This window comes from Pseudomonas sp. ASL3, assembly GCF_056680425.1.
In genome coordinates this window covers 3,435,754-3,458,074 of sequence record NZ_CM155281.1, presented here as the reverse complement: position 1 = coordinate 3,458,074, position 22,321 = coordinate 3,435,754, and the positions used below count along the sequence as shown (strand labels likewise).

The following is a 22,321-nucleotide window of genomic DNA, read 5'->3' as shown; positions in this document are numbered from 1 at the left end:
CCCTGTAGGAGCTGCCGAAGGCTGCGATAAGGCCGGGACGGCCTTCATGGATATCAATCGCGGCGACCGGTTCCGTCGGACGCGACCCCGGGGTGATCGCAGCCTTCGGCAGCTCCTACAGGGGTTCGGCGTTCCTTTCATGTTTCGCGACTTAAGCAGGTGCACCATGCAACAACCCCTTCTGGTCATGAACGATGTGCACAAAAGCTACGGCTCGGTGAAGGTCACGGACGCCATGAGCCTGACCCTGGAACCGGGTGAGGCCTTGGGCATCATTGGCCCCAACGGCGCGGGCAAAAGCACGCTGTTCAACCTGATCGCCGGCGGCGTGGCGGCGGACAGCGGCAGCATCCATTTCGAAGGCCGCAACGTCACCCGCGAGCCGGTGTTCAAGCGCTGTCAGCAAGGCATCGGCCGCTCCCATCAGATCCCGCACCCGTTCGTGAAAATGACCGTGTTCGAGAACCTGTTGGTCGGTGCGACTTTCGGTGCGCGCTTGCGTGACAAGGAGGCCAACGAATGGTGCGCGCAGACCCTGGAACTGACTGGCTTGATGCGCAAAGCCAACGTCCTCGCCGGCTCGCTGACCTTGCTCGATCGCAAGCGCCTCGAGATGGCTCGTGCCTTATCGACCCAGCCACGCCTGTTACTGCTCGACGAAATTGCTGGCGGCCTGACCGAGCCGGAATGCCTGGCCCTGGTGGAAACCATTCAGGGCATCCACAAGGCGGGCACCGCGATCATCTGGATCGAACACATCGTGCACGCCTTGCTGGCGGTGGTCAGCCGCCTGACGGTGATCAACTTCGGCGCCAAATTGGCTGAAGGCGAGCCGCGCAGCGTGATGGCCGACCCTCGGGTGCAAGCCATTTATATGGGCATCGGGAGCTGAACATGCCAAACGACCACCTGTTATCCATCGACCAATTGTTATCTATCGACAAGCTGTGCGCCGGCTACGGCGATTTTCAGGCGCTGTTCGATATCAGCCTGACCTTATCGAAGGGCGAAACCGTGGCGATCATCGGCTCCAACGGCGCCGGGAAATCGACCTTTTTGCGCTCGCTCGCGGGGTTGATCAAGAACCAGCCGGGCGCTATCACCTTCAAGGGCCAGGCGATTGGCGACCTGGCGGCGAATCAGGTGTTGGAGCGCGGCATCGCCTTGGTCCCCGAAGGCAGAAAGCTGTTTCCGTCGCTGAGCGTCGAGGAAAACCTGCTGATCGGCGCCTACAGCAAACGCCCCGGCCCCTGGAGCCTGGAACGGATCTACCAGCTGTTTCCGGTGCTGGAAAAACTGCGCAAGCGACCGGGCACCGCGCTGTCCGGCGGCCAGCAGCAAATGGTCGCGATAGGCCGCGGGCTGATGGCCAATCCGCAGTTGCTGCTGTGCGATGAAATCAGCCTCGGGCTGGCGCCGACGACGATCAAGGACATCTATGCGGCGTTGCCTTCGATCAAGGCTGACGGCACCACGGTGATTCTCGTCGAGCAAGACATCAACCAGGCCCTGAGTGTCTGCGACCGTTTCTACTGCTTTCAGGAAGGGCGCGTGTCCCTGACCGGTCGGCCAGGCGAAGCGGACAAAGCGCAAATCAAAGCCGCGTACTTCGGAATCTAGTTATGGAATGGGTCAATACTCTGCTGCAAGGCATGTTGCTCGGTGGCCTCTATGCGATGTTCGCGGTGGGGCTGTCGCTGATGTTCGGCATCATGCGCCTGGTCAACATCGCTCACGGCGACTTTATCGTGCTGGCGTCGTACCTGGCACTGATGGTGGTCAATCATCTGGGGTTCAGCCCGCTCGCCAGTCTGTTGCTGGTGGTGCCAGTGATGTTCGCTTTCGGCTACCTGCTGCAACGCCATCTGCTGAACCGAACCTTGGGTCAGGACATCCTGCCGCCGCTGCTGGTGACCTTCGGCCTGTCGATCATTGTGCAAAACGTGCTGCTGGAATTCTTCAGCGCTGACAGCCAAAAACTGTCGCAGGGCGATCTGGAAGTGGCGAGCGTCGGCGCCACTGTTGGCAGCCTCAGCCTGAGCGTCGGCGTCATGCCCTTGATCGTGTTTGGCAGCGCGCTGTTGATCATCGGTGGCCTGCAACTGCTGTTCTACAAGACCTCGTTGGGCCGGGCGTTTCGCGCCACGTCTGACGACCAGCACACCGCACGCCTGATGGGCGTCAACAACGCGCACATCTTTGGTCTGGCGATGGCGTTGGCCATGGCGGTGGTGTCGATTGCCGGGGTGTTTCTGGCGATTCGCACCAGCTTCGACCCCACCGTCGGCCCGGCACGGCTGTTGTACGGTTTCGAGGCGGTGATCATCGGCGGTCTCGGCAGCCTGTGGGGCACGCTGGCGGGCGGGGTGATTCTTGGCATCGCCCAGGCGGTGGGCGCGAAGATTGATCCCGGCTGGCAGATCCTCGCCGGCCACCTTGTGTTTCTGCTGATCCTGGTCGTGCGCCCGCGTGGCCTGTTTCCCCGGAGTGTCGACTGATGAATGCCATGAATAATCCCGCGCCGACCTATCGGGTGCAGCGGACCACTACCAGCAGCCTGATCGGCCTGTCGGTACTGGGTGTTTGCGTATTGCTGCTGATCAGCGCGCCGTTCTGGGCTGACCGCGCTAACTTGCGGCTGGTGGTGGAGTTCGCTTACTACCTGGCGTTGGCGCAGATGTGGAACCTGCTGGCTGGTTACGCGGGCATGGTCTCGGTAGGGCAGCAGGCGTTCGTCGGGTTGGGCGGCTATCTGTTGTTCATGCTGGCGACTAAATTCGGCATTCCGCCGTTGTTCGCAGTCTTGCTCTCGGGCGTGTTGGTGGCGCTGTTGGCGATCCCTGTGGCGTTGATCGTCTTTCGTTTGCGCGGCGCGTATTTCGCGATTGGCACCTGGGTGGTCGCCGAGGTGTTCCGCCTCGGCTTGGCGCAGATGAGCAGTCTGGGCGGTGGCTCGGGGCAGAGCTTGCCAGCGGCGATTGTTCGGCAGATCGGCACGGACCGTGACGAGCGGGAGATGCTGATCTATTTCACCGCGCTGGCGATTGCGATTGCGGCGGTGGCGGTGGTGTTCTTTGTACTGCGTTCGCGGCAGGGATTGGCACTCGCCTCGATTCGCGATTCGGAACCGGCGTCGGGCAGTCTGGGGGTGAACACCTTCCGCACCAAGTTGATGGTCTACGTGCTGGCAGCCGGTTGCACCGGCGTGGTGGGCGCGCTGATCTTCCTGCAGAAACTGCGGATCTCGCCGGATGCGGCGTTCAACCTGCAGGACTGGACGGCGGTGGTGATCTTCATCGTGATCATCGGCGGCATCGGCACCCTGGAAGGACCATTGATTGGCACCCTGATCTACTTCGTGCTGCGCGGCTGCCTCGCCCAATACGGCGCGGTGTACATGATCATCCTCGGCGTGGTCGCGGTAGTGATGATGCTCAAGGCACCTCAGGGTGTGTGGGGATTGATCAGCGAACGCTTGGGCTGGCAGGTGTTCCCGATGCAAAGGCGGTTGGTCCGTTAATGATGAGGGGACTGATTTTATTTTTCGCGCTCTTTGAAAAATCAATCTGTCCCCGGTCCTGAGTCAAGCCGGGGACAGATTGGTTTTCGGTGAAGCGTTGAAAACAAATCAGTCCCCTCGCCAGTCAATGTTCGCGTTTCACAAACACTGTTGTCGCCCGCTCTGTAATTGTTCCGGGGCGCTTCGGGACGTAACTTGAACTCACTGCATCACAACAATAAAACGGTGAAAACCATGAGTAACGCTGCAATCGAAACTGTCTTCGGCTCGCTGGACAACTACAGCAAAGGGTCGGTCGAAATCATCAGCGGCGAAGCCCGCCATTACGCCTTCTCGAATATTTTCGAAGTGGCGGAAAAATCTCTCCCTTACGAAAAAGTCATCGTCGGCCTGAACCTGGGTTACGTCATCGAAACCCTGCGTGCCGAAGGTCAGTCACCTTGGTATACCGCAGCCCACGATGAGTTCGCGATTGTGATGGACGGCGAAGTGCGCGTGGACTTCCTCAAGCTCGACGCGCCATTGAAAGACGGCGAGGGCACTCAGTTGGCCGGTGAAATGCCTGCGGGAAAACCGATGGGTTACGTGCTGCTCAAGCGCGGTCACCAATGCCTGCTGCCAACCGGCAGCGCTTATCGCTTCGAAGCCAGCCGTCCTGGCGTACTGCTGCAGCAGACCATCAAAGGTCCGCTGTCGGTGGAGAAGTGGGCAGACATCTGCCTCAAGTGATCAGCCCCGTCCTTCACAACAGTCCTTCCCAAGAATAAGAGGAATTCTGACATGGCCATGCTTGAAACCGCTGCCGACACCGCATCGTTCGCTGACGAAGACGTGCAAGCCAGCGCCCCCCATGCCGTCACCGGCTACCGCTCATTCAAACTCGGCGCCTTCGAACTGATGCGCGATGAGTATTTCGCCCGTATCACCTGGCCCGCCAAAGGCGACACCCGTTCGCACCTGATTCCGGTCGATGCCTTTCTGCGCGCCATGATGCGCGATGTGGCCTGGGGCTTCTTCTACGGCTGGGTCAACTTCGACCAGGTGATCGGTACCCGCAACTACTACGGCAAGGTCGACCTGTACGCCGGCACCTTCAACGGTGTTCTCAAGGCCGCAGGCGTCAACTACACCGAAAACTTCGAAACACCGCTGATCATGGCGACCTTCAAAGCCATCCTGCGTGATTGGACGAACGCCACCTTTGACCCGTTCGCAGCCCCGGAAGAAACCGGCTCGGCGTTCGGTCGTAAAAATGGCGACAACATCGAGGCCATCGAGCGCTTCCGCATCGCCACCAAGCGCATGCCGGGCCTTAAGGGCGATTCACCCTTGCGTGACGAATTGCCGATCAACCGCCAGTTCGTCGACGTTGTCCAGGATGAGCCAGAGGTTCACGCCGCCGAAGGCTTCGAAGGTGAGTTGCATGCCTTCAGCCTGTTCAAGTACCTGTCGCGCTCCGACGTGACCTGGAACCCCTCGGTGACTTCGGTGTGCAAGGCCAGCCTGTTCTGCCCGACCACTGAAGAGTTCATCCTGCCGGTGTTCCATGGCAACGACCGGGTTGAGTGGTTCTTGCAGCTGTCCGATGAAATCCTCTGGGATGTCGGCGACAAGGACGACGGCAACCCGCGTGCGCGTATCACCATGCGTGCCGGTGACATTTGCGCCATGCCCGCCGATATCCGCCATCAAGGCTACTCGACCAAACGCTCGATGCTGCTGGTCTGGGAAAACGCCACGCCGAACCTGCCACAACGTTATGAAAGCGGTGAGCTCAAGCCTTACCCGATCGAGTTCTAAGACCTGTGTCTTGCCCGGCATTGCTCCGGGCCGTGCTCTCCAGTCAAGTCGTCAGACGCTGTGCCTTTGGCGCGGCGCGAGGAAAATATCATGCAAAATCAGCTTTATATCGATGGCCGCTTCGTGGATGCGGTAGCCGGTGGCACCATCGATGTCGTCTCGCCCCATGACGGCTCGTTGATCACCCGGATCGCCGCGGCAGAAGCGGCTGACATTGACCTGGCTGTCGCCGCAGCCAAACGTGCGTTCCCTGCCTGGGCCGCGCTGGGCGCTGCCGAGCGTGGCCGCTTGTTGCTCAAACTGGCAGACAAGATCGAAGAATGCGGCGAAGAACTGGCGCAACTCGAATCCCTTGACACCGGGCATCCGATCCGTGATTCCCGCGGCCTCGACGTACCTCGCACGGCGGCCTGCTTTCGTTATTTCGGCGGCATGGCCGACAAGATCGAAGGCTCGGTGATCCCCGTCGATGTCGGTTTCCTCAACTACGTACAGCGCAAACCGATTGGTGTGGTCGGGCAGATCGTGCCCTGGAACTTCCCCCTGATGTTCACCAGCTGGAAAATGGGCCCGGCGCTCGCGGCGGGTAACACCGTGGTCCTCAAGCCCTCGGAAATCACGCCGCTGTCGACCCTGCGCATCGTTGAGCTGATGACTGAAGTTGGCTTCCCCGCCGGCGTGGTCAACGTCGTCCCTGGCTATGGTCATACCGCAGGCCAGCGCCTGGCCGAACACCTCGACGTCGGCAAGATCGCTTTCACCGGTTCGACCGCGACCGGTCGGCGGATCGTCGAAGCGTCCCAGGGCAATCTCAAGCGCATTCAGCTGGAACTGGGCGGCAAGGGCGCCAATATTGTTTTCGCCGATGCCAATATCGAGGCCGCCGTTAACGGTGCAGCCTGGGCCATTTTCCACAACCAGGGCCAGGCGTGTATCGCCGGCTCGCGGTTGATTCTGCATAGAGACATCGCAGATGAGTTCCTCGAGCGCTTTATCACGCTGGCCAAATCCATTCGCCTCGGCGATCCGATGGACCCGCAGACCGAAATGGGGCCGCTGACCTCAGCGCTGCACCGCGACCGCGTGCTGGCGTATGTCGATATCTGCCGGGAGCAGGGCGGTAAAGTCCTCACTGGCGGTAAAGCGCCAAGCGACAAGGCGTTGGCCAACGGTTTTTATGTCGAGCCTACGATTGTCGAAGCGTCGCCCGGTGATCGCGTTTCCCAGGAAGAAGTCTTCGGTCCGTTCGTTACTGTGCTGCGCTTCAGCACTGATGAAGAAGCCCTGGCTATCGCCAACGGCAGCCAATACGGACTGGGCAGCGGCCTGTGGACGCAGAACCTGACACGCGCACATAAAATGGCCGATGCCATTCATGCTGGCATGTGCTGGGTCAACTGCTACAAACGCGTCAGTCCTGGCAGCCCGTTCGGCGGCGTCGGTCAGTCGGGCTATGGCCGGGAAATGGGCTTTGAAGCGATCCATGACTACACCGAAGCCCGTTCGGTCTGGCTCAATGTGGACGCCAACATCGCTCCGCACTTCAAGCGCTGAGGTCAGCCATGAACCCTTTTGTTTATCAGAGTCTGCCGACCCGTGTGGTGTTCGGCTGGGGCAAACTGTCAGCGCTGGCTGAAGAGATCGAGCGCCTGGGCGCCCAGCGTGCGTTGATTCTCACCACGCCTGAGCAACAGGCGTTGGGCGAGCAGGTTGCGTCCTTGCTGGGCGAGCGTGCGGCCGGTGTCTACCCCCACGCGGTGATGCATGTTCCGCTGGAAGTGGCTCAGGCCGCCCGCATCGAAGCGGCGCGGCTGAATGCTGATTGCTGTGTGGCTATCGGTGGTGGCTCGACCATCGGTCTGGGCAAGGCAATTGCCATGGATTCGGGCTTGCCGATTGTGGCGATCCCGACTACCTACGCCGGTTCGGAAATGACCCCGATTTATGGGTTGACCGAAAACCGCCTGAAGAAAACTGGACGTGATATTCGGGTGCTGCCCAAAACCGTGATCTACGATCCGCAGTTGACGCTGACCTTGCCGGCGCAGATTTCCGCCTGTTCGGGGATGAACGCCATGGCGCATGCGGTCGAAGCGCTGTATGCCCAGGACGCCAACCCGATCATCGGTTTCATGGCCGAAGACTCGATTCGCTCCCTGGCGCAGGCGCTTCCGGGTGTGGTCAATGATCCCAATGACCCTGAAGCGCGCAGCCAGGCGCTGTACGGCGCGTGGCTGGCGGGTATCTGCCTGGGTTCGGTGGGCATGGCGTTGCACCACAAGCTTTGCCACACCCTGGGCGGCACGTTCAACCTGCCTCATGCCCAGGCCCACGCCATCGTTCTGCCTCACGCGGCGCATTACAACCGCGAGGCCGCCGCAGGCCCTCTGCAACGCGCCGCGCGTGCGTTGGGTGGTCGCGAAGCGGGGGAGGTCGGTGCACTGTTGTATGCGCTGAACCAGAAACTGGGCATCCCGTTGGCATTGGCGGATATTGGCTTGCCTGAACACGGACCGGCCGAAGCGGCGCAAATTGCCTGCTCCAGCCCGTACTACAACCCACGGCCTTTTGAACAAGCGCCGATCGAGGCCCTATTGACCCGCGCCTGGAGAGGCCTGGCGCCAGCCTGACAAGCAGCGCCGGGGCGCCCGTCGCCCCGGCCTCAGACGTTAATCAGCGAGACTCCCCATCATCGGAATAACAACAATGACCGATCAAGACAAAGCCATCGAAGCGCTCATTTCCGAGCAGGCGGTGAACAGTTTCAGCGCCAGCCCCAATCCGCGTTACAAACAGATCATGCAGAGCCTGGTTCGCCACCTGCATGCGTTCGTCAGTGACGTCGAGTTGACGGAGCAGGAGTGGTTTGAAGGTATCCGCTTTCTCACCGACACCGGGCACACCTGCGATGGACTGGTACGCCAGGAATTCATCCTGCTGTCGGACACACTCGGCGTCTCGATGCTGGTCGATGCGATCAATCATCGGCACAGCGCAAGCGCCACTGAAACCACCGTATTCGGGCCGTTTTATATCGACGGTATGCCGGATCGCGGCTACGGCGAAAACATGGCGCTGACCGACGGTGTTCCGGCGCTGGTGCGTGGTCGTGTGCTGGATACCCAAGGCGGCCCACTGGCCGGTGCAGTACTGGATGTTTGGCAAACCGCTGAGAACGGCATGTACTCCGGTCAAGATACCGAGCAACCTTTGGGCAACCTGCGTGGTCGTTATCGCACCGATGCCGACGGCTATTTTGCGATCCGTACGATTGTGCCAGTGTGCTATCCGATCCCCACCGATGGCCCGGTCGGGCGCATGTTAAATGCTGCCAATCGCCATCCCTGGCGCCCGGCGCACCTGCATTTCATGATCGAAGTGCCGGGGTACCGCAAGTTGGTGACGCATCTGTTCAACAGTGATGACCCGTACCTGGATTCCGATGCTGTATTCGGCGTCAAACAATCGCTGCAAGTGACCTACGAAGATCGGCCTGCCCACGATGAGCTGGCCGGGGGCGTGGATATCGAGGTGCCGTTCAAAAGCGCGTATTACGAATTTGTCATGGAAACTGAGTGAAGCATGGGACAGTTTTTTGCGGTTTTCGCGACGGATCACCCTGACTCGCTGGCGTTGCGCCAGCGTTTGCGGCCCACTCATCAGGCTCACTTGCGAGCGTCCGAGGCACATCGGGTGGTGGTCCGGCTCGGCGGCCCGACCCTGGATGATGCAGGCGCTACGATGAATGGCACCTTGCTGGTCATCGAGGCGGCCAGCTTGCTTGAGGTGGAGGCGTTCATGCAGGACGACCCCTACGTTCAAGCGGGTCTGTTTGCCACCCTCGAGATCCGGCCGTGGAACTGGAGCCTCGGCAACCCGGCGCTGCGCGGTTAGTCATGGCCACCATCACCTTATGCCAACTGGACGACATCGCCGACGGCGGCGCCCTGGGCCTGCCCGAACACCGGCAGCTGCATCCTGCCGGGTTGCTCGCAGTGCGTCGGGGGGAGCAAGCCTGGGTCTACGTCAATCGTTGCCCGCACTTTTCCGTGCCCCTGAACTACCAGCCACAAACGTTCTGTACCTATCGCGGTAAGGTGTTGATGTGTGCCCATCACAGCGCGATGTTTCGTTTTGAGGATGGGTATTGCATTGATGGGCCGTGTAAGGGGGCGGGGTTGGAACAGGTCCCGGTGCGGGTTGCCGATGGGTATCTGCTGATGGACGAACCCAATTCCCAGTAGGAGCTGACTTGTCTGCGAAGGCCATTCAACGCGGTGGGTCTGCCAGATCGCGCCGTATGGTCTTCGCAGACAAGTCAGCTCCTACTGGGGACCGTGTTTGCTACACGACAGCGCGGTGCTCCTACAGATGACCCCAATCGGCTAAGCTCGCGTCTTGTAGCTGCCGATGTGTCTGGAGTGTGTCGATGGATTTCCCGTGGTTCGCTTATCCGCTGGCCAGTGCTGCGCTATTTTTGATTGCCGATCTGACTCTTTGGCAGTGGATCGATCCACGGCATTTGCGTTGGAAGATGGTGGTTCGGCTCGGCCTGTTTCTGCTGTTCAGCGTGGCGTTGCTGGATGCTGGCTTGAGTCCGCTGTTTCCCGTGCCGGATAGCTTCCCGGCGCCGCGACACACCTTGGCGACCGTGCTGGCCATTACCTGGTGGCTGTTCGGCGCACGCGCTCTGACCGCGCTGGCGGTGGTGGTGCTGGAGCCGCGCATCGGCGGCAAAGGCCATCTGCTGCAGGACCTGATGGGCGCTGTCATCTTTCTGGTCGCGACGGTCGGCGCTGCGGCCTACATCCTCGATATTCCGGTCAAAGGCCTGCTCGCGACCTCGGGCGCGGTAGCGATCATCCTCGGTCTGGCGGTGCAGAGCACCCTGGGCGATGTGTTTTCCGGGATCGTGCTTAACGCGACCAAACCCTTTCGCGTCGATGACGTGATTCGGGTCGACGACATCGAGGGCAAGGTGATCGAAATTGATTGGCGCTCGACCTATCTGCTCACCTCTGACGGCAGCATGGTGGTGATCCCCAATGCGATGGCGGCCAAGACCCGGATCGTCAATCTCAGCCGCCCTGATCATTTCCATTCCGTCGTCTTGACCGTCGAGCTGCCTGTGCGCTTGCGTCCCAGCCAGGTATTGGACTCGCTGGAGAAAGCCTTGCAGGGCTGCCGCGAACTGTTGTCGAAGCCCAAGGCCGGGGCCGTGGTCAAGAGATCTGGCTTGCGCTCCGTGGAATATGAGATCACCGGCTACGTTAAATCCCGAGACCGCCGCGGCGCTGTGCGCAATCAGCTGCATGACTTGATCTATCGCCAACTGGCGGCATCCGAAACCCGGCGTCAGGATCAGGTCAGACCCGCGACACGGCAGTCGGCAGTGCTTAATACCGTGGGCGCGCTGCACATGCTCAGCGATGACGACCGTGCCGAGCTTGAGCGCCACATGCACTTGAGTCTGTTTCCTCCCGGTGGGGAAATTCTCGCTCAGGGAGTGGTCCCCGATGCGCTGTTTATCATCGAGTCGGGGGTGGTGACGGCGGCTGTCGAGCGGCCGGACGGCTGGCTTGAAATCGGGCGCATGGGGCCGGGCGAACTGATGGGTGAAACCGGGATTGTCGATCAGTCGCCTAGCCTGGCACGTTTCAGTGCGATGACCGATTGCATGGTCTATCGCATCGACCGCAAAGACCTCGAACCCTGGCTCGACGAGCATGGCGAGTTGCGCGGTGCACTGGCGGGGTTGGTACGTTATCGCACCCAGGCGCGGGCGACGATGATGCAGCAAAAACCGGTCGATCTCGCACAGAACGGCTTCCTGCACTGGTTGCGCAAGCGCGTGACCCGGTTACAACCCCGCAGTGAACGCGGGCCGACTGACAAACTCAGCTGAATCGAAAAGCTCAGTTGTCGGCCCGCTCTTAGGTGCCCCGTCTTCAGTTGGCAGCGGCCGACGCCGAATCGCGAGACAAATAGCGTTCCAGCTCGGAGATCCCGGTTGGCAGGTCCAGAACAGCGCCGGCATGACGCATGCTCGACCCCAGGGCGTGCAAGGTCCGGAACAGGTTGTGGACCCGGCTTTGCTCGCCCATCTGACCGATACGCACGATGTTCAGACCGAACGACCCAGAGATTTCGACGCGGTGTACCGAGGACATATGGTGTCTGACCTGGTCGGCGGAAACGCCTTTTGGAACGTTGATCCCGATCACTGAGTTCAGACGCACTTCCTCCGGAACCAGCAGTTCCAGGCCCATGGCTTCCATCCCGGCTTGCAACGCTTTCGAGCACAACTCGTGACGACGGAAGCGGCGGGGCAGGGTTTCTTCGCACACCAGGTGCAGCGCTTCATGCAAGGCCAGAATCCCGGAGACCGGCGCGGTGTAGTGATACGAGCGCTTATTCCAGAACTTGTCCGCCAGCACTGCGTCCAGGCACCAGTGGGCGATGGGCTGTTTACGCGCTTCGATGCGCGCCCATGCGTAATCGGAGAAGGCCAGTAGCGAGACGCCGGGGATCGACGACAAGCCCTTTTGTCCGCCAGTGATGACCGCGTCGACTTGCCACTCATCCATGTCGAACGGCATGGTGCTCAAGGTGCAAACCGCATCGACAATCACTGCGCAGTCGTAGGAGTGCGCCAGTCGGGAAATCGTTTCCAGTTCGCGGTTGTAGACGGTATTCGACGTTTCACCCTGAACAATGGTCAGCGTCCGAAAGTCGCCCTGCTTCAGGTACTGTTCAACCACATTCGGGTCGGCGGCTTGATTGTCCGGGACCTCGAGGATGGTCACTGCACCGCCAACACGGGACGCCATCTCGGCCATGCGCCGACTGAAGTAACCGTTGCAGATCGACAGCACCTTGCTGTCGGGCGTCACCAGGTTGACGATCGCCATTTCCATCGCCGCTGAACCGGGGCCGGCCACACCCAGTACATGTTTGGACGCAGTCTGAAAGACATAGGCGCCCATGTCCTTGACCTGGTCGATGACCTGGTTCATGACATCGCCCAGGTGATTGATGACGATCGAGTTCGCGTAGGCAACTTTGTGCGGCAGGGGCACGGGGCCCGCGCCCATCATCAACAACGGTTCCTGAGGCAAAATCTGATCGAGCGCGATGATAGAAGCCGGGATTTTAATGTTCATGAACGTTCTTTTATTGATCGACGAAAGAGGATGAGCCACTCAACCGAGCGCTTTATTCAGCACTCCTGAGAATATCGTAACCATCTGCTCAATTTCACTTTCTGTCACGATAAAGGGTGGCGCGAATAAAACATGATCGCCGTGCTTGCCGTCAATGGTGCCGCCAAGGGGATAGGTCATCATGCCCGCTTCCATCGCCAATGGCCTGATCCGGGCGGCGATGTTGTGGGTCTGGGGAAGCGGTTGTTTAGTCACGCGATCGGCCACCAACTCCACGCCAACGAACAAACCACGGCCACGGATATCACCGACATTGGGATGCTCGGCGAAGGTTTCGCGCAGCAGGGTCCGCAGTTGCTCACCGCGTCGCTGGACGTTGGCCAGCAGGTTTTCCTCTTCAAGAATGCGCTGTACCGCCAACGCCGTCGCACAGGCGGTGGCGTGAAAGGCGAAGGTTTGCCCGTTTCTGAGCATCCCCGAGCCGGATGCAATGGCCTCGTGAATATGCGCGCCGACCAACATGGCCGAGATCGGCTGATAGCCCGCGGCCAACCCTTTACCTATGGTGAGGATATCCGGCACTACCTGATCTTCTGAGCAGGCGAACAAATGCCCGGTGCGGCCCATGCCGCACATGACTTCGTCGAGGATCAGCAACACGCCGTACTTGTCGCAGACTTTGCGAATGCACTGGAAATAACCCTTCACCGGCGGTACCGCGCCTGACGTCGAGCCGACCACGGTCTCGGCGACAAACGCAGCCACATTGTCCGCGCCCAGTTCGAGAATCTTGGCTTCCAGTTCATCCGCCAGACGCTGCGCGTACTCGGCTTCCGTTTCATTGGCGGCCTGATTGCGATAGGCGTAGCAGGGCGATACATACTGCGGGCTGGCCAGCACCGGGTCGAAGATATCGCGGCGTTGAATATTCCCGGACACGGCCAGTACCCCGAGGGTACTGCCGTGATAGTTCTGGCGCCGGGAGATGACGAAGCGGCGCTCGGGTTTGCCGCTTTCGACGAAATACTGGAAGGCCGTTTTCAAGGCGATTTCCATGATCTCCGAGCCACTGGACAGAAAATAGGCGTGGCTCATCTGCGGCGACCGTGCGATCAGGAAGTCAGCCAGGTCTTCGGCCGCCTGATTCCTGAAAACGCCACCGTACGCGTACGCCAGGGTCGACGCTTGCTGCGTCAGGGCGGCGATGGCGCCTCGATGGTTGTAACCGAGGCTGGAAACGGCAACGCCGCTGCAAGAGTCCAGATAGCGGCGTCCCGTTTCATCAATCACATAAATCCCTTCGCCACCCACGGCCAAGGGCATCTTTACATTCGGCGCACGATAAAAAACATGGGTCATGAAACAGTCCTTTTAAAATGAACGTCGGTGTGGCGAGCGAAGGGCAGCCACGCCTTACTGTCAGTTGGCGATCTTGGCTTCCACGCTTTTCACAGCCCAGGGTTTGTGCAAAACCAGATAGGCCACACCGCCGATCACCAGACTCCAGAACGCCGCGCCCAATCCCAGGAAGCTCAAGCCGGACGCTGCAACCAGAAAGGTGACGACGCTGGCGTCGCGATGACCTTCATGGGTGACCAGACCCACCAGACCGTTGGTGATCGAACCGATCAACGCCAGGCCGGCCAACGCTACGATCAACTCTTTGGGCCAGGCACCCAGCAGCTGTGCCAGGGCGCCGCCGAACAGGCCGACCACGATGTAAATGATCCCCGCCGCGATGCCGGCGACATAACGTTTGCTCGGGTCTTCGTTGGACTCGCTGCCGGTGCAGATGGAAGCGGCTACCACCGACGGGTTGATGGCGTGGGCACCGAACGGGGCAAAAATCAGCGAGATCAAGCCATTCAGCGAAACGATGGGGTTGGCCGAGGGGTTGAATCCCGACGTCTTCAGGACCGCCAGCCCCGGCACATGTTGGCCGGTGAGGGTGACTAGCGCCAACGGGAAGCCCAGGCTCAATACCGAATACCAGGACCACTCGGGCATGATGAACACCGGCTTGGCCAGGCTCAGGGACACGGTATCGAGGTGCGAATCACCAGTGACCAACACGTAGGCCATCCCGACCACCATGGCGATGGCGGTGGAATAGCGTGGGGCAAGACGTTTGGCCACGAAGAAGGCCAGGATCATGCCGAGGACCAGCACCGGGCTGCCATGAATCGAGGCAAAGGCCTCGATGCCGAAGTTGAACAGAATCCCGGCCAGCATCGCGGCGATGATTCCTTTGGGGATACGCCCGATCAACGCGTTGAACGCACCGGACAGCCCCAGGCCCAGGACCAGCAAGCCGGAGATGATATAGGCGCCGACCGCCTGATTGATGCCGACCACCGGCAAGGAAACCACCAGCAGCGCGGCCCCCGGCGTCGACCAGGCGGAAATGATCGGCATTTTCAGGCGGTAGCTCAGCACCAGCCCGGAAATCCCGCTGCCGAATGAAATCGCCCAAATCCACGACGACGTCAGTTCGCTCGAAAGACCGGCCAGATTGGCGGCCTGGAAGACGATCGCTAATGGACCTGCAAAGCCGACAAACACCGCTAGAAAGCCGGCGATGACGGCTGACAGGGAAAAATCCTTCATTCTCATGTTCTTATTCCTTTGCTTGTAAACATTCCTGGACGCGACATCACGCTGCTACCGTTGCCACTTTGAAAAAATCGTCGTATTCCAGATCGATGACGGAACGAAACAGTCGTTCATCCGCGGTTTTGACAAACGCGATGCCAAACAACGGTGAGGTGGTGTGATCCAGCGCTTGGTAATGCAGTAACTCAGACGCCAGAAACGCTTGAAACTTCGCATGGTCCGGCACGGCTTTATTCAAGTCGGTGGTTTGCCCGTTATAACCAACGATGCAGCCGTAATTGTCTGATTTGCTTTTCCAGATAGACGCCCAGTCGGGCCGTTCATTATTGAAATAGACCTGATAGGGATTGATCCCGCCCACGTAATGCATGAGGTCGGCCAGGCCATAACCGCCAAAACGGTAAGGGTTGACCTCAATCGGAATCAGCGCGCCGTTGTGTACCTTGAATTCGGCATGTACCGGAAAGGAGCGAAGGTTCATGCCCAGCGTTTGCAGGTCATTGAAGAACTGCAGAACCCGCTCCGAGAACAGCTCGAAAATCTTCGCGTTGGTGTAATACAGCGTATGGAAGTAACGGTCGTGTGTCGGGTGCGGGTGGTGATACAGCCCGACGATTACCGGCACACCGGTGTTGTCGTAAAACAGGTCGACCGCCAGTTCCGCGCCTTCCAGCGACATGGAGTTTTTAATATTGGTGCCGATGAATTCTTCAACGATGACTTCGTCTTCGGAGAGCATGCCGCCCGGATAGAACTTCGCCCGCTCGGCCAGTTCAGCCTTGATGTCCCGTTGTACGGCGGCCAGATTGCTGTGGGCATCAAGGGTCTTGACCGCCGTTGCGTAATAACCACGCTTTGGTTTGATCACGTATTTTTTGCCGTGAGAGAAATCCAGTGTCAACGTGCCAATGTCGTCGGTTCTGCATTCCTCGAAATAAAACGTCGGGAACAACGCTGAAATCTTCTTGCGAAAGGCGCACTTGTCCTTGAACAAATGAATGGCCTGGGTGATGTCTTTATTCCGGGTGCGCTGTGCGACCAGATTCAGGCCGTCCTCTGACGGCACGTACAAGACATCGTCTTCAGCGAACTCCAGACCGCTGTCGATGACGGTTTCGATCTGGAGGTGTGTGGCGATATCAGCAACGGAATGCAGAAGCGAACTGGCATAACCGTTACTCAGGATGGCGTATTTTTTCATAATGAATGCATCACTGTCAGGAAGAGAAAAGGGCGGAAATCGATAACACTCATCGCAGCGGATAAATGGAGCTGGCTTTCTTTTTCTTCTTGCCGAAAATCCGTTTCAGCAGCAGTGCAAACAGGCTGGCCTGTTTGGCAGGCGGCGGGGTGATCAGGTGTTGATGGGCGCTGTTGTTCCGGTTCATTGGTCTATCCCTTAGTCAATGATGTGAGCTCACGGGGGTGAAAGATCACGCAAGCACTTTTTCAGAAATGATTCGGGCGATTTCGGCGTAGCCTGCGTCGTTGCAATGAACACGATCGACAAACAAATCCTGGTCTTGCAGTGGTGATTCGCGCAGCAGCACATTCATGTCTTGAAAGGGAATGCCATGTTTCGTGCAGCCTTGCTTCACGGCGTGGGCAAAGGGGGCATGGACTTCTGTGGCCAATATTTTTGCGAACAAACGCCAGAAGTTGTTTGGGCAACTGTCGATGGCGTTGAATATTTCCTGCTCGGCGAGGGTCAGCGAAGGTTTGGCCCAGTAGGACAGGGGCTGCAGTACGAACGTGAGCCGGGCGTTGAACGGCTGTAACAACTGCTGCCACAAACGCAGCGCGTTGACGATTTCATCGGCTGCTCGACCTACCCGCTCATGGGTCTGGACGCTGTCATCGGTGATGATTTTGGCTGTCGGGTTTACCTCTTCGTCAGCGTCGGTCAACAGTTCGCGAAGACGATTCAAGGGGCCGGTTTTTTTCGCTTTTGCATCGCTGGAGCGTGCTCGCAAATCATCCGAGTACTTGCTCATGTAGTGATCGTATTCATAGGAGTAGTAATAACGACCATGGTCAGTCGCCATGCTGTCCGGCAGGCCCTCCAGCGTGAGGGTGTTCATGCCGCTGAGTACGACGACGTTGTTGATGCGATGGAGCTTGTCCTGGTGCATCAAAAACAATAAAGCTTCCTGCAATGAGTTGTAGCCACGGCTGCCGAAGTTCAGCCAGGGCTCGCCGGTAATGCTCGAAAGGTACGCAGAGGTGGTGTGCGCATCGGTGGTGGCGCCGGTACCCACCACATTGGAGCCACCGACCAACAGGTTGATCGGGCCATCATTGGGCAGTTCACCAACGCTTGCATTGACGCCATTGCGCGAGCTTTTGCGAAAACCATAGCGGTCGGTGTTGACCACGTCGGAACGGTAGTCCTTCGGATGGAAGAACATGGTGTAGGGCAGCCACCTCAGTTCAGAGATGAACTTGTCGTACTCGGCCATTTGCGGCGTAAGACGATAAACTTCCTGTAGTGCTTCGTCGGCTGTGAGTATTTTCACGTCACTCATCCTCTATTGCTTGTTTTACGCGTTGGCATTGTTATTGGGTGTATTACTGTACTAAGCACGGTACTAAGCGCTGTACTAAGCACTGTACCAAGCGCTGTACCAAGCGCTTTACTGAGCACTTTCACTGAAGCTTTCAGTGACGGTGCGCTGCGACCTTGCAGGTGTTGGCAGCCTATTGAAGTAACTGGCCGACGCTTTCTGGCGTGCCAGGCGGTGGGGGTCTGCCACTGTGCGCAGTAAATATCCAAGGGGCAGGACCACACAAAAAAACAGCACAGTGAACAGGACCCACTCAAGGGGCTTGCTGATGAATCTCATGCGGCGCTCCGGGTATTGATGAAACCTGAGGGTTATGCGTGGCAACTTGAGTTAATCGAGAGCGAACTCCTCGCGCCAATTGGCATCTTTCAACAGCGCGGGCTGGTCGGTTTTACGCAAGGTGTAGGCGCCAAGAATCAGGTAATCCATTTCCGTGCGCATGAAACACAAGTAAGCGTTGTGTGGACTTTCCACGATGGGTTCGCCCCTGACGTTGAACGAGGTGTTCACCAGCACGGGGCAACCGGTCTTTCTATGGAACGCTTCAAGTAACCTGCGAAAGCGGGGATTGGCGTCCTGGCCGACCGTCTGGACGCGAGCCGAGAAGTCCACATGCGTCACGGCGGGGATCGAGGACCGTACGCATTTAAGCAAGTCGATGCCCTCCAGTACCGTTTCCGTGGGGAGCACGGGGGTCCGTTGATCATCCTGCACGCCAACCACGAACAGCATGTAGGGGCTCGGCTTGTCGAGTTTGAACCAGTGCTGGGCATGTTCTTCCAGCACTGCGGGGGCAAACGGGCGGAACGACTCCCGGTTCTTGATCTTGAGGTTCATCGCGCTCTGCATCGTTTCGCTGCGCGCGTCACCCAGGATCGATCGGGCGCCCAGGGAACGGGGGCCGAACTCCATGCGGCCCTGGAACCAGCCGACCACATTGCCTTGCGCCAGCAGATCGGCCACTTCGTCGCTCAGTGCGGTGTCGTCGGTGCGGGTGAACACGGCACCGAGTGTCTTCAATGCTGCTTCGATCTCGGCATCGCTGTACGAAGAGCCCAACAACGTCGAGCACATGTCATCGCCCTTGCGCGGTTGCCTGGAGGCTTGTTTGCGCAGATGCCAACCGGCCAACGCCGCCCCCAGCGCGGCGCCGCTGTCTCCGGCAGCGGGCTGAACCCAGATATCGTCGAAGATCCCTGCCTCCATCAGTTTGCCGTTGGCGACACAGTTGAGTGCCACGCCCCCGGCCAGGCACAGATTCTTCTGCCCGGTTTCACGCCGCAGGCTTTTTCCCAGACGCAACAGTGTTTCTTCGAGCACCTGTTGAATCGACGCCGCCAGATCGAACTCGCGCTGGGTGATCAGGCTTTCCGGCGCCCGTCGCGGCCCTCCGAACAGTTGCTCGAAGCGTTCGTTGATCATGCTGTCGCCTACCGCATAATCGAAATAATCCATGTTTAGCCAGAAGCTGCCGTCAGGCTTTACATCGATCAGATGGTCAACAATGGTCTGGTAGTAGGTGGGGTTGCCATAGGGTGCCAGCCCCATCACCTTGTATTCACCGGAATCGACTTTAAAGCCACAGAACCAGGTAATGGCCGAATACAACAAACCCAGGGAGTGGGGGAAGCGGATATCCCACACGGGCGTTAGCGTGTTGCTGTCTCCGACCCACGCCGAGGTGGTGGCCCATTCGCCCACACCGTCCAGGCACAGCACGGCCGCCTGGGAGAACGGGCTGGGGAAAAAAGCCGAGGCGGCATGGGATTCATGGTGGTCGATGTATTCAATGGGCGGCAGTTGCGCACGTTTCCCGAACAGCCGGCGCAATTCCTGGGTCAGGTTTTTTTTAACCCCTACTTTCCGGGTCAACCAGTCCGGCATATCGCTGACAAACGACTGATAACCGCGCAGGCCAAAGTTCAGATAAGTGGAGGCAATGCGTTGCAACTTCTTGCGGGGATTTTCGTAATAATAAAACGCCTCTACCTCATCGATAGTGATACCGGCCTTGTTCAGGCAGAACATCAGCGCTTGTGCAGGGAAACGTTTGTCTTGCTTGACTCGACTAAAGCGCTCTTCCTGAACAGCGGCAATAATTTTACCGTCGGCCAGCAGGGCAACAGCGCTGTCGTGATAATACGCGGATAAACCCACAATATAGGACGTCATGGACTCTCATCTAACAGTAATGGGTGAGGAAGTAACGGTTCAGTAAGGATACGCAAGGCGTTTGAATCGCTCGCGCCAACGCTTGGGCCGAGGTGACAAAGAGCGGAAGCCGATCCATATGCGCTTCCATCTTTCTGCGATACGAGTGACGTCGCCGCTTTGCACGACCTCATCCATATACTGTTCGATGGCGTCGAGTGCGAGGGCACAGTGGCCCGTCGAGGCGTTATCAATGGTGTTGTGCAGGTCGACAAATAAGGTGCTGAAACCGTAATGGCGTAGTTCGTCGTGTGCTGTTCTGTAAGCGCCTCCCACACCGGAAAGTTCCATGGCCAGATTAAGCCCCAATGTTTCGGGTAAAAAACGACGCGGAAATTGCGACAGGCTTAGCCAGAAGGCCGGGACGTCAAAGGCTTCGTCCGCGAAACCGTCCCATTGGGAAAACTCGCGAGAGCGGAACTCAGGCAGCTCCACACCCATTTGGGCCATGAGTTTTCGATAGATATTGGGGTGATTAAGCTGCGGGTCACCATTGCCCAGCTCATCGGAAAAGATCTTGAACAGCAGCGTTCCCAGGCGGGTCTCGACTAAACCGGCATTGCCCCACTTTTGCAGCCAGGCGCCATCCACCAGAATCATCGGGCACAACTGGACCGCTTCGGCGATTACTTCTTCGCGGGTCTTTTCGACGTTCTCTTCGGGCCCGACATAGGCGCGGGCCTGATTCCGTGCCTTCTCGTCAAACCAGTGCCGCAGTTGCTGGTGTGAATAGTGGGTGAACGCAATGGCTTGATCGCCCTTGTGCAACCCGATGGCGCTGCGGGCCAGCCAGATCTCGGCGAACTCGCTGGCGTCATGGCGTGCATCGGGGTAACGCTCGCTGTTCAGCAGCTTGAAATACAAGGTGCGGGCAGCGATCGGTTCTCTGCGTTGGCGGATGTTTTGTGCCGTGATGCTTTTGTTGGCGGTGACGCCTTCGGGCGAAAAAGACATCGCGGCAGGTTGCGTCGGGGCGCTGATGTCCTGAAGGGGGGCCGAAGTGCCGGCGCTTACTCTATTTGCAGTTGGGGTTGTAGTTGGGTTTGTGGTCGGCAAAGAGGCGATCCAGTTGCGGATAACCGTAATTTCAGAATCGGAAAAAATCCTGAACATCGGGCCGCCAAAGGCAATCAGTTTCGACAACAGCAGACTGGTATCCGGGCTGCCCGGTGTGACCCAGCGCGACTGGGCCAAATGTTCTACGAAGGTATGAGCGTCGCCGACAATCGCTTCATCGAAAGGCTGCTGAGCCAAGGTGAGCCGTGGGTGATAACCGACGGCGTATTGCCCCTTGCGTCTGACCAGCCGCACCATTTCGTTGACCGGGTCCAGGTAACCTTGGGCGATCAATGCACTTAACTCGGTGGACCACTGCAGGTGCAGGCGGGCCGAGGTCATGAAACCGTCGAGTACCCGCGAATAAGCAATGGAAATATCCGCGCGATTTATCAATGAGCTGGACATGCTGGCTTCGTGCAGGTAAGCCACAATCGCCAGACCCGCTTTTTCGATCAGGGCGTTTTGGCTCGAAGCCTGCTCTTTGAAAAACTTTGTTGTTCCACCGCTGGCAGCAATATGCGCTTGAGTGGCGCGAACCGCGAAGGGGAGCCCGGCAGCCACCTCAAACAGCATGGCACCTAATATTTCCGCGTCGAATTGCTGGGCAAACAACGACAGGCTCAGGCGAAACGCCGTCAGGTTGTATGACGAGGCGAGAAGGTCCGGGTGTCGCGAAAACTGTTCAGAGCCGATGCTTGGAAAGCGCAATCCCATGCTCTCGGCCAACTGCCTGAACAGCCGGCTGTGGTTGTGCTCGAGATCGCCATTGCCAACTTGGGTCGCGTGAATGGTGTGCACGATGCCGGCAACTTTTTCGTGGGCATTCGACGGATTGCAGAAGTTTTGCAGGAGTGAACCGATCAACAGCCCCTGTGGCGCGTATTGGGTCAAAATCAATTTGGCGACGGCAGCGTCGTTGATCTCGATGGCCGCCCGACGTTCACTGTCAAAAGCGTCGATCTGGTCCAGCAGACTGGCGACAAAACCCTCGGGCCGGAAAATAAAGAAATCAAAATCGCTGACTTGGTAAAACGAACTCGCTCGCGTTTCACAGTGCTGTTGCAGGGCGTAGTGTTTTGCCTGCTCTATGCTGGTAAAAAAATCATGTTCGATATTTAACAGGCGCCAGCACAGGTCGTGAGACGAGGTTGCCAGGTGGGCATGTTCTGTTCTTCTCGCAGGGCATGATGAAAACTGTTTGGGTTCTGCCAGATGAATGTTCATAGAGTCCGACTGCGCTAGCTGTTTCTCAGGAAGTTCTACATCAGCCCCGACGTTCTCAGCCAAGTCACCATTGCCCTTCTGAGGGAGGCAGCTTGACTATCTATCGACGGGCATCGGCCCACAAGGAACAGCTGTTCGATTTTGTGGTTAACTGTTTCATTGAAATC

At 58.6% G+C, this 22,321-nt stretch carries 20 protein-coding genes; 12 read left to right on the top strand and 8 right to left on the bottom strand.

The annotated features are described in order from the left end of the window. Window positions 1–166 precede the first annotated feature (166 nt). The 12 genes from AC1MEE_RS15975 (at window position 167) to AC1MEE_RS15920 (ending at window position 11,225) form a co-directional block, all read left to right on the top strand. Entirely contained in the window at window positions 167–892 is a 726-nt protein-coding gene (locus tag AC1MEE_RS15975; RefSeq protein ID WP_480410574.1) for an ABC transporter ATP-binding protein, read from the top strand. A gap of 35 nt (window positions 893–927) precedes the next feature. Continuing rightward, window positions 928–1,620 carry an ABC transporter ATP-binding protein gene (locus AC1MEE_RS15970; protein ID WP_480416246.1) on the top strand — a complete coding sequence of 231 codons (693 nt, stop codon included), beginning with the start codon at window positions 928–930 and terminating at the stop codon, window positions 1,618–1,620. Between the two features lie 2 nt (window positions 1,621–1,622). Beyond that, window positions 1,623–2,498, top strand: coding sequence for a branched-chain amino acid ABC transporter permease (locus AC1MEE_RS15965; RefSeq protein WP_480410573.1), 876 nt, complete (start codon window positions 1,623–1,625; stop codon window positions 2,496–2,498). Continuing rightward, the gene (locus tag AC1MEE_RS15960) at window positions 2,498–3,520 is read left to right on the top strand and encodes a branched-chain amino acid ABC transporter permease (protein WP_480410572.1); all 1,023 of its coding nucleotides are present in this window, start codon (window positions 2,498–2,500) and stop codon (window positions 3,518–3,520) included. Before AC1MEE_RS15965 ends, AC1MEE_RS15960 begins: the two co-directional genes overlap by 1 nt. A 234-nt stretch (window positions 3,521–3,754) precedes the next feature. Continuing rightward, the gene (locus tag AC1MEE_RS15955; protein WP_480410571.1) at window positions 3,755–4,249 is read left to right on the top strand and encodes a cupin domain-containing protein; all 495 of its coding nucleotides are present in this window, start codon (window positions 3,755–3,757) and stop codon (window positions 4,247–4,249) included. 51 nt (window positions 4,250–4,300) lie between these two features. After that, on the top strand, window positions 4,301–5,320 hold the full coding sequence (locus AC1MEE_RS15950; protein WP_480410570.1) for a hydroxyquinol 1,2-dioxygenase: 1,020 nt from the start codon (window positions 4,301–4,303) through the stop codon (window positions 5,318–5,320). A 90-nt stretch (window positions 5,321–5,410) separates the two neighbouring features. Beyond that, window positions 5,411–6,874 carry an aldehyde dehydrogenase family protein gene (locus AC1MEE_RS15945; RefSeq protein ID WP_480410569.1) on the top strand — a complete coding sequence of 488 codons (1,464 nt, stop codon included), beginning with the start codon at window positions 5,411–5,413 and terminating at the stop codon, window positions 6,872–6,874. Between the two features lie 8 nt (window positions 6,875–6,882). Beyond that, entirely contained in the window at window positions 6,883–7,950 is a 1,068-nt protein-coding gene (locus AC1MEE_RS15940) for a maleylacetate reductase (RefSeq protein WP_480410568.1), read from the top strand. A 76-nt stretch (window positions 7,951–8,026) separates the two neighbouring features. Then, on the top strand, window positions 8,027–8,899 hold the full coding sequence (locus AC1MEE_RS15935) for an intradiol ring-cleavage dioxygenase (RefSeq protein ID WP_480410567.1): 873 nt from the start codon (window positions 8,027–8,029) through the stop codon (window positions 8,897–8,899). 3 nt (window positions 8,900–8,902) lie between these two features. Further along, window positions 8,903–9,214 carry a YciI family protein gene (locus AC1MEE_RS15930; RefSeq protein ID WP_480410566.1) on the top strand — a complete coding sequence of 104 codons (312 nt, stop codon included), beginning with the start codon at window positions 8,903–8,905 and terminating at the stop codon, window positions 9,212–9,214. Window positions 9,215–9,216: 2 nt separating this feature from the next. Beyond that, complete coding sequence (locus AC1MEE_RS15925; protein WP_480416245.1) at window positions 9,217–9,564, top strand: Rieske (2Fe-2S) protein; 348 nt, start codon at window positions 9,217–9,219, stop codon at window positions 9,562–9,564. Between the two features lie 185 nt (window positions 9,565–9,749). After that, window positions 9,750–11,225, top strand: coding sequence for a mechanosensitive ion channel domain-containing protein (locus AC1MEE_RS15920; protein WP_480410565.1), 1,476 nt, complete (start codon window positions 9,750–9,752; stop codon window positions 11,223–11,225). 43 nt (window positions 11,226–11,268) lie between these two features. Here the strand turns inward: AC1MEE_RS15920 and AC1MEE_RS15915 are convergent, their stop codons facing one another. The 8 genes from AC1MEE_RS15915 to AC1MEE_RS15880 all read right to left on the bottom strand — a co-directional run bounded on the left by AC1MEE_RS15915 (window position 11,269) and on the right by AC1MEE_RS15880 (window position 22,154). Then, window positions 11,269–12,483: a pyridoxal-phosphate-dependent aminotransferase family protein gene (locus AC1MEE_RS15915; protein ID WP_480410564.1), complete on the bottom strand. Its 1,215-nt coding sequence runs from the start codon at window positions 12,481–12,483 to the stop codon at window positions 11,269–11,271. Between the two features lie 39 nt (window positions 12,484–12,522). Further along, complete coding sequence (locus AC1MEE_RS15910; protein WP_480410563.1) at window positions 12,523–13,842, bottom strand: aspartate aminotransferase family protein; 1,320 nt, start codon at window positions 13,840–13,842, stop codon at window positions 12,523–12,525. 60 nt (window positions 13,843–13,902) lie between these two features. Continuing rightward, the gene (locus AC1MEE_RS15905) at window positions 13,903–15,096 is read right to left on the bottom strand and encodes a benzoate/H(+) symporter BenE family transporter (protein WP_480410562.1); all 1,194 of its coding nucleotides are present in this window, start codon (window positions 15,094–15,096) and stop codon (window positions 13,903–13,905) included. Between the two features lie 40 nt (window positions 15,097–15,136). Beyond that, on the bottom strand, window positions 15,137–16,297 hold the full coding sequence (locus AC1MEE_RS15900; protein ID WP_480410561.1) for an ATP-grasp domain-containing protein: 1,161 nt from the start codon (window positions 16,295–16,297) through the stop codon (window positions 15,137–15,139). A 49-nt stretch (window positions 16,298–16,346) separates the two neighbouring features. Beyond that, window positions 16,347–16,484 (bottom strand): hypothetical protein, encoded by a 138-nt coding sequence (locus AC1MEE_RS15895; protein ID WP_480410560.1) that lies wholly within the window; start codon window positions 16,482–16,484, stop codon window positions 16,347–16,349. A 45-nt stretch (window positions 16,485–16,529) separates the two neighbouring features. Next, window positions 16,530–17,612: a GDSL-type esterase/lipase family protein gene (locus AC1MEE_RS15890; protein ID WP_480410559.1), complete on the bottom strand. Its 1,083-nt coding sequence runs from the start codon at window positions 17,610–17,612 to the stop codon at window positions 16,530–16,532. Window positions 17,613–17,990: 378 nt separating this feature from the next. Continuing rightward, a complete protein-coding gene (locus AC1MEE_RS15885; protein WP_480410558.1) occupies window positions 17,991–19,832 on the bottom strand; it encodes a carbamoyltransferase family protein in 1,842 nt (613 codons plus the stop codon). 39 nt (window positions 19,833–19,871) lie between these two features. After that, window positions 19,872–22,154 (bottom strand): iron-containing redox enzyme family protein, encoded by a 2,283-nt coding sequence (locus tag AC1MEE_RS15880; protein ID WP_480410557.1) that lies wholly within the window; start codon window positions 22,152–22,154, stop codon window positions 19,872–19,874. Window positions 22,155–22,321: the final 167 nt, after the last annotated feature.